The following is a 6,810-nucleotide window of genomic DNA, read 5'->3' as shown; positions in this document are numbered from 1 at the left end:
GGCGCCAGCCGGGGGCTGGGGTTCGCGACCGCCCGGGCCCTCGTCGACGACGGGGCCCGGGTGCTGATCAGCTCCCGGTCCCCCGAGTCGGTCGACGCCGCCGTCGCCTCGCTCGGCGGGGCACCGGCGGCGTCCGGGCTGGCCGCCGACCTGGCCGACCCCGCGGCCGCCGAGGACCTGGTCGGCGCGGCGGTCGACCGGCTGGGCCGGATCGACGGCGCGCTGATCTCCGTCGGCGGGCCGGCACCGGGCAGCGTGCTCGATGTCCCGGAGGACGCCTGGCGGGCCGGGGTCGAGAGCGTGCTACTCGGGCCGCTCCGGCTGATCCGGGCGCTCGTGCCGCACCTGTCCCCCGACGCCGCGATCGGGCTGGTGCTCTCCACCTCGGTGCGCCAGCCGATCGGGCACCTGGCCATCTCCAACGGCCTGCGGCCCGGGCTGGCGATGACCACCAAGGCGCTCGCCGACGAGCTCGGGCCCCGCGGCATCCGGGTCTTCGGGCTGCTGCCCGGCACGATCGCCACCGACCGGGTCACCGAGATCGAGGCGGCCTCCGGCGACCCGGCTGCCGCCCGCACGCGCACCGAGGCGTCCATCCCGCTCCGCCGGGTCGGCCGCCCGGAGGAGTTCGGCGCGGTCGCCGCCTTCGCCCTCTCCCCCGCCGCCTCCTACGTCACGGGCACCATGCTCGCCGTCGACGGCGGCGTCACCCGCGCACTGTGAGAAAGGACCCCCTCATCCCCCACCACTCGCAAGCTCGCGGCGGGCCCCTACGAGGGGGCCAGCCCGTGCTGGTCGCTTGCGCGCACGGCACCCGCAACCCCACCGGCCGGCGGCTGATCGGTCAGCTGGCGCTCGCCGCCCGCGCCCTGCGGCCGGGGCTCACCACCACCGCGGCCTTCGTCGACGTGCAGCCGCCGACGGTCGTCGACGTCGTCCGCGGGCTGGGCGAGTCGGCGACCCCGGCCGTCGTCGTCCCGCTGCTGTTGTCCGGCGGGTACCACGTGCACGTCGACATCGCCGGTGCCGTCGCCGACCACCCGTCGGCGGTGGCCGCCCGGCCGCTGGGACCCGACGCCCGGCTGGTGGGCGTGCTCACCGACCGGCTGGTCGCGGCCGGCGCCGACCGCGCCGACCCGGCCACCGCGATCGTGCTCGCCGCCGCCGGCTCCAGCGACAAGCGCTCGGTGCAGGACGTCGAGGACACTGCGGCGCTGCTCCAGCGCGACTGGGCCGGCCCGGTCACCACCGGCTACGGCTCGGCCGCCCAGCCCCCCGTGCCCGAGGCGGTCGCTGCCGCGCGCGCGGCCGGCGCCCAGCGGGTCGTCGTCGCCGCCTACCTGCTCGCGCCCGGACACTTCCACGACAAGCTCCAGGGCGCCGGCGCGGATTGCGTCACGGCGCCATTGCTGCCCGACGAGCGGATCGCCGCCGTCCTGCTCGACCGCTACGACGCAGCCCTCACCCCGGCCTGATCCCGCTCACTGCAGCGCCAGCACCAGGCAGACGACGGCCAGCACCAACGCGACCGGCGTCATCACCAGGCGCTCGCGACGGCTGCGTGAGGCGGCGTTCATCAACACCCCGACCGCGAAGTACGCCGTGAGCACCCAGATGGCCACGTCGGCCACACCGCGCGGGAGGACGTCCAGCGCACCTGCCACCTGCAGGATGAGCGCGGCGAACAGTGCGTAGAGCACGAGGGACACCGCGCTGCCGATCCGCAGCGCCGCCGGCAGGACGACGTGCTGCCCGCCCCACGCGAACCGGCCCAGCGGCGCACCGGCGATCAGCGACACCTGGAAGGCGGCCAGGCAGCCCAGCACCACGACACCCACGACCGCGACGATCATGATCACGCGGCGCAGGCTACCGACCCGGGATGATCTCCCGCGGTCCTGTTCGCCCCCGCAGGGCCAAGATCGCGACTTCGGCCCCTCAGGGGCCGGTGGCGACCGGGCGGTCGCGGTCGGCGGACCACTGTGACCACGAACCGGGCCACAGGGCCGCCTCGATGCCGGCGTCGGCGAGCGCCGCCACCTCGTGTGCGGCGGTGACGCCGGAGCCGCAGTAGACGCCCACCGTCGTCCCCGGCCGGACGCCCAGCGCGGCGAACCGCTCGGTCAGTACAGCCGCTGTAGCGAAACGACCGTCGGTGGCCAGGTTCTCCGTGGTCGGGGCGCTGACCGCACCGGGCACGTGGCCGGCCCGCGGGTCGACCGGTTCGACCTCGCCGCGATAGCGCTCACCGGCCCGGGCGTCCAGCAGCACCCCGCCCGTCGCGGGCAGCGCAGCCGCCTCGTCCGCGGTGAGCACCGGCATCCCCCCGCCGGTCAGCACCACGTCGCCGGGCTCGGGGACGACGTCGCCGGCCTCCAGCTCGCCACCGGCCGCGGTCCAGGCCGCCAGCCCGCCGTCGAGGATCGAGACGTCGGTGTGGCCGCCCCAGCGGAGCAGCCACCAGGCCCGGGCCGCCGCCAGGCCGCCCGTCGCGTCGTGGACGACGACCCGCGAGCCGGTGGAGATCCCCCACCGCCGGGCCGCTGCTTGCAGTGCCTGTACCGAGGGCAGCGGGTGCCGCCCCGCCTCCGGTGACGCGTCGGCGGCGAGCTCGGTGGGCAGGTCGACGTAGACGGCGCCCGGCAGGTGACCGGCCCGGTACTGCTCCCGGCCGTCCGACCTCCCGAGCGCCCAGCGGACGTCGAGCAGGACGACGTCGCCGGTGCGGCCGAGGAGCTCCTCGGCCGCGATCAGCACGGTCACCGTGCTGCCTCGTGCCGCGCTGCCTCCAGTTCCTCGGTCAGCGCGTTGAGGGCGCCGGCCCGGCCGCCGTAGCGGGCCGGGGTGCTCTGCAGCAGGGCGACCTTCCAGCGCCCCCCGTCCTCGACGGCGGTGAGCGCGTGGACGGTGTGCCGGGACGGGTCGACGGCGTCGCCCCCGGGCGGCACCATCCCGGCCACCGCGTGCAGCACGACCACGCCGTCGGTCAGCCTGCGCACCGAGCGCACGACGCCGACGAAGGTGGGTGTGGCGTGCTCGGTGAACATCCGGCGCATGTCGGCGGCGATGCTGAGCCGGCCGCTGCGCAGGGTGCCGTCGAGGTCGATGAGCTCGCCGTCGTCAGCGAAGACCGAGGACACCGTCACGCCGCTGCGCTGGTTCCATCCCGCCAGGTACCGCGCGTACAGCGCCCGGATCTGGGTGTCCTGCGGATGACCTGCGCTCAAGGGAGTGCTCCTGCGGGTGGTACGAGTGGGTCAGGAGTGACCGTAGTGTGCCCGCCCCGCCGGGCCCGACCCCGTGCCCTCGAGCCGTGGTCCGACCTGGGTCCGGAGGTGCTGCTCAGAAGGCGGCGAGGGGTTCGGCGACGAACCCACCGTCCCGCTGTGACACGTGCCAGACGCGGACGTCCTTGCCGCCGATCTCGTCCTTCTCGTGGAAGCGGACCCGCTCGTCGAGCGGCACGCCGTGGCCGCGGACCAGCAGCGGCCCGCCGCTGTCGACGGTGAACTCGGCGTCCCCGACGAACAGCTCCAGGGACGGGACGTCGCCGGCCGGCGGCACGGTCACCGGGCACGGCCGGCCGGAGGCGACGGATGGCGGCGGCTGGATGGTCAAGGTGTGCCTCCCACGGCTCGGGTGACGGGCGCCGTCGGGGGGAACGTGCCACGGGCGCGGCCGGTGCGCAGTGCTCACCACTGCCCTCCGGCACGGCCACCACGGTGGGTATACCGCTCCGGACGCTCCGCTCATCCGACCTGGACGGCCTGGTCCTCTCCGGCCGGGGCGAACTGGGTCCGGTAGAGGTCCGCGTAGTGGCCGCCGGCGGCGAGCAGCTCGTCGTGGGTGCCGCGCTCGACGATCCGGCCGGCGTCGACCACCAGGATCTGATGGGCGCCGCGGATGGTGGACAGCCGGTGTGCGATCACCAGCGAGGTCCGTCCGGCCAGCGCCGCGTCCAGCGCGTGCTGCACCGCCACCTCGGACTCGCTGTCCAGGTGGGCGGTCGCCTCGTCCAGGATCACGATGCCCGGTGCCTTCAGCAGCACCCGGGCGATCGCCAGCCGCTGCTTCTCCCCGCCGGACATCCGGTGCCCGCGGTCGCCGACCACGGTGTCCAGCCCGTCGGGCAGTGAGTGCACCAGCGCGGCGATCCGGGCCCCGGTGAGCGCCGACCACAGCTCGTCCTCGGTGGCCTCGGGCTTGGCGTAGCGGAGGTTGGCCCGGATCGTGTCGTGGAACAGGTGGGCGTCCTGGCTGACCACGCCGATCGCGTCGCGCAGCGAGGCGGTGGTGGCCTGCCGGACGTCGACCCCGCCGACGCGCACCGTGCCCTCGGTGACGTCGTAGAGCCGGGACACCAGCGCGGCCATCGTCGACTTCCCGGCGCCCGAGGTGCCGACCAGGGCGACCAGCTGGCCCGGTTCGGCCCGGAAGGAGACGTCGTGCAGCACCTCGGCCGGCTGCCCGTGCTCGGGGACGGCGACGTCCTCCAGCGACGCCAGCGACACCTCTGCCCCCGACGGGTAGCGGAAGGAGACCGACTCGAACTCCAGGGACCGGTCCTCGACCGGGACCGGCACCGCGTCGGGGGCCTCGGCGATCATCGGCGCCAGGTCGAGCACCTCGAACACCCGGTCGAAGCTGACCAGCGCGCTCATCACGTCGACCCGCACGTTGGCCAGCGCGGTCAGCGGGCCGTAGAGCCGCGCCAGCAGCAGCGCCAGGGCGACGACGTCACCGGCGGACAGCTGCCCGGTGAACGCCAGCCAGCCCCCCAGCCCGTAGACCAGCGCGGTGGCCAGCGCGGCGACCAGGGTGAGGGCGGTGAAGAAGGTGCGGCCGTACATCGCCGAGAGCACGCCGATGTCGCGCACCCGGGACGCCCGGCCGCGGAAGGAGTCCGCCTCGACCTCGGGCCGGCCGAACAGCTTGACCAGCAGCGCCCCGGCGACGTTGAACCGCTCGGTCATCGTCGCGTTCATCGAGGCGTTGAGCCCGTAGGACTCCCGGGTGATCGTCTGCAGCTTCTTGCCGATCCGCTGGGCCGGCACCACGAACAGCGGCACCATCACGATCGACAGCAGGGTGATCCGCCAGGAGAGGCTCAACATGACCCCGGCGGTCAGCACCAGGGCGATCACGTTGGAGACGACCCCGGACAGCGTGGAGGTGAAGGCCCGCTGGGCGCCGATGACGTCGTTGTTCAGCCGGCTGACCAGCGCACCGGTCTGGGTCCGGGTGAAGAAGGCGACCGGCATCCGCTGCACGTGCTCGAAGACCCGGGTGCGCAGGTCGTAGATGACGCCCTCGCCGATCCGGGCGGAGTACCAGCGCTGCACGAGCGAGCTGGCGGCGTCGAGCACGGCCAGCCCGGCGATGAACAGCGCGATCCGGACGATGTCGCCGGCCGTGCCGGTCAGGTTGGCGATCCGGTTGACGATGTCGCCGGCCAGCAGCGGGGTCACGACCCCGATCACCGCAGAGAAGACGACCAGCGCCAGGAAGCCGATGAGCTCGCGCCGGTAGGGACCGGCGATGCCCAGGATCCGGCGCACCGTCCCCTTGGGGACGCCGTGGGACGTGACCGAGCGGTCGGTGCTGAACGACCGCATCGCCGCCATGGACGTCATCGGTGAGTCCACGACACGCCCCCTGTTGCTGGATCCGGTTGATCACCGAGCCGAACAGCCGGGGCGGCCGTCGTGTTCCGTCCGGTCAGTCCCGCCCGGCCAGTGTCCGCAGCCGGCGCACCTGGGCCGCCCGCTCGGCGGCGTCCTGCTCGTCGGGCCCGTTGCGGACGGCCGAGCGCACCAGCGCCAGCGTCTCCCGGGCGGCGTCGGCGTCCGGCCCCAGCAGCGCGGCGACCAGGTCGGCCACCGCCCCGTCGAGCTCGGCGGTCGGGACGGCGAGGTTCGCCAGCCCGGTGGTCACGGCCTCGGCCGCGCCCACCGCCCGACCGGTCAGGCAGATCTCCACGGCGCGGCTGTAGCCGACCAGCTCGACCAGCGTGCTGGTACCGGTGAGGTCGGGGACCAGCCCGAGGCCGGCCTCGGGCAGCCGCAGCTGGGCGTCCTCAGTGAACACCCGGAGGTCGCAGGCGAGCGCCAGCTGGGCGCCCGCGCCGATGGCGTGCCCCTGCACCGCCGCCACCGAGACGACGCCGGGCGAGCGCAGCCAGCGGAACGCCGCCTGGTAGCCCCGGATGCGCTCCTGGGCCGCCTCGGTGGGCAGCGAGCCCAGCTCGGCCAGCCCGCCGGGCACCCCGGGGTCGGCGCTGAAGAGCGTGCGGTCCAGGCCGGCGGAGAACGCCCGGCCCGCGCCGCGGACGACGACCACGCGCACGCCGTCGTCCAGTGACTCCCCGACCGCGCGCAGCGCCGCCCAGGTGGCCGGGGTCTGCGCGTTGAGCTGGTCGGCCCGATCGAGGGTCACGGTGAGGACGGCGCCCTCGCGCGCCGTCCTCACCCAGCCGTCGGGCTGCTCACTCACGCAGACTTCTTGGCGTTCCGGTTCGCCCCACCCCGACCGCGGAGGGTGGCGCCCGACTCCGACAGCAGACGGTGCACGAAACCGTAGGAGCGGTTGGTCGAGGTGGCCAGCGAGCGGATGCTCTCCCCGCCGTCGTAACGCTCCCGGAGCTCGCCGGCCAGCGACGTGCGGTCGTCCCCGGTGATCCTCTTGCCCTTGCTCAGGTCCGCAGTGCTCGAGTCGGCCATGACTCCCCTCCGTGTCAGGGGTGCTGCCGACTCCTGCCGACGACATCCCGCTGATCCCCCGGCGCCGATGTCCCGGTGACCTCGGCGTCCC

At 74.8% G+C, this 6,810-nt stretch carries 9 protein-coding genes; 2 read left to right on the top strand and 7 right to left on the bottom strand.

The window, feature by feature from the left end:
- Both O2W15_RS23535 and O2W15_RS23530 read left to right on the top strand, forming a co-directional pair.
- Positions 1-723, top strand: a 723-nt coding sequence (locus O2W15_RS23535) for an SDR family oxidoreductase (protein ID WP_269181216.1), incomplete at its 5' end; no start/stop codon positions are given.
- A gap of 65 nt (positions 724-788) precedes the next feature.
- Positions 789-1,475: a sirohydrochlorin chelatase gene (locus O2W15_RS23530; protein WP_269181215.1), complete on the top strand. Its 687-nt coding sequence runs from the start codon at positions 789-791 to the stop codon at positions 1,473-1,475.
- 6 nt (positions 1,476-1,481) lie between these two features.
- On the opposite strand, the gene O2W15_RS23525 is transcribed toward O2W15_RS23530, so the two are convergent.
- The 7 genes from O2W15_RS23525 to O2W15_RS23495 all read right to left on the bottom strand — a co-directional run bounded on the left by O2W15_RS23525 (position 1,482) and on the right by O2W15_RS23495 (position 6,719).
- Positions 1,482-1,853 (bottom strand): hypothetical protein, encoded by a 372-nt coding sequence (locus O2W15_RS23525; protein WP_269181217.1) that lies wholly within the window; start codon positions 1,851-1,853, stop codon positions 1,482-1,484.
- A gap of 85 nt (positions 1,854-1,938) precedes the next feature.
- A complete protein-coding gene (locus O2W15_RS23520; RefSeq protein WP_269181214.1) occupies positions 1,939-2,763 on the bottom strand; it encodes a sulfurtransferase in 825 nt (274 codons plus the stop codon).
- On the bottom strand, positions 2,760-3,227 hold the full coding sequence (locus O2W15_RS23515; protein ID WP_036338644.1) for an SgcJ/EcaC family oxidoreductase: 468 nt from the start codon (positions 3,225-3,227) through the stop codon (positions 2,760-2,762). The genes O2W15_RS23520 and O2W15_RS23515 overlap by 4 nt, the downstream gene beginning before the upstream one ends.
- Positions 3,228-3,342: 115 nt before the next feature.
- The gene (locus O2W15_RS23510; protein ID WP_269181213.1) at positions 3,343-3,618 is read right to left on the bottom strand and encodes a hypothetical protein; all 276 of its coding nucleotides are present in this window, start codon (positions 3,616-3,618) and stop codon (positions 3,343-3,345) included.
- A gap of 131 nt (positions 3,619-3,749) precedes the next feature.
- On the bottom strand, positions 3,750-5,633 hold the full coding sequence (locus O2W15_RS23505) for an ABC transporter ATP-binding protein (protein ID WP_269181212.1): 1,884 nt from the start codon (positions 5,631-5,633) through the stop codon (positions 3,750-3,752).
- 85 nt (positions 5,634-5,718) lie between these two features.
- Positions 5,719-6,492: an enoyl-CoA hydratase/isomerase family protein gene (locus O2W15_RS23500; protein ID WP_269181211.1), complete on the bottom strand. Its 774-nt coding sequence runs from the start codon at positions 6,490-6,492 to the stop codon at positions 5,719-5,721.
- Positions 6,489-6,719 (bottom strand): helix-turn-helix domain-containing protein, encoded by a 231-nt coding sequence (locus tag O2W15_RS23495; protein WP_269165120.1) that lies wholly within the window; start codon positions 6,717-6,719, stop codon positions 6,489-6,491. Before O2W15_RS23495 ends, O2W15_RS23500 begins: the two co-directional genes overlap by 4 nt.
- Positions 6,720-6,810 lie beyond the last annotated feature (91 nt).

Origin of the sequence: Modestobacter sp. VKM Ac-2979, assembly GCF_026967995.1 — a bacterium.
Classification (GTDB): Bacteria; Actinomycetota; Actinomycetes; order Mycobacteriales; family Geodermatophilaceae; genus Modestobacter.
Note: the sequence above shows the minus strand (reverse complement) of the source record. Positions and strands in the feature narration are given on the sequence as shown.

Excerpts from the sequence above, each read along its gene's own strand:
- O2W15_RS23525 (WP_269181217.1), bottom strand. The coding sequence starts at position 1,853 with ATGATCGTCGCGGTCGTGGGTGTCGTGGTGCTGGGCTGCCTGGCCGCC.
- O2W15_RS23505 (WP_269181212.1), bottom strand. The coding sequence starts at position 5,633 with ATGACGTCCATGGCGGCGATGCGGTCGTTCAGCACCGACCGCTCGGTC.
- O2W15_RS23495 (WP_269165120.1), bottom strand. The coding sequence starts at position 6,719 with ATGGCCGACTCGAGCACTGCGGACCTGAGCAAGGGCAAGAGGATCACC.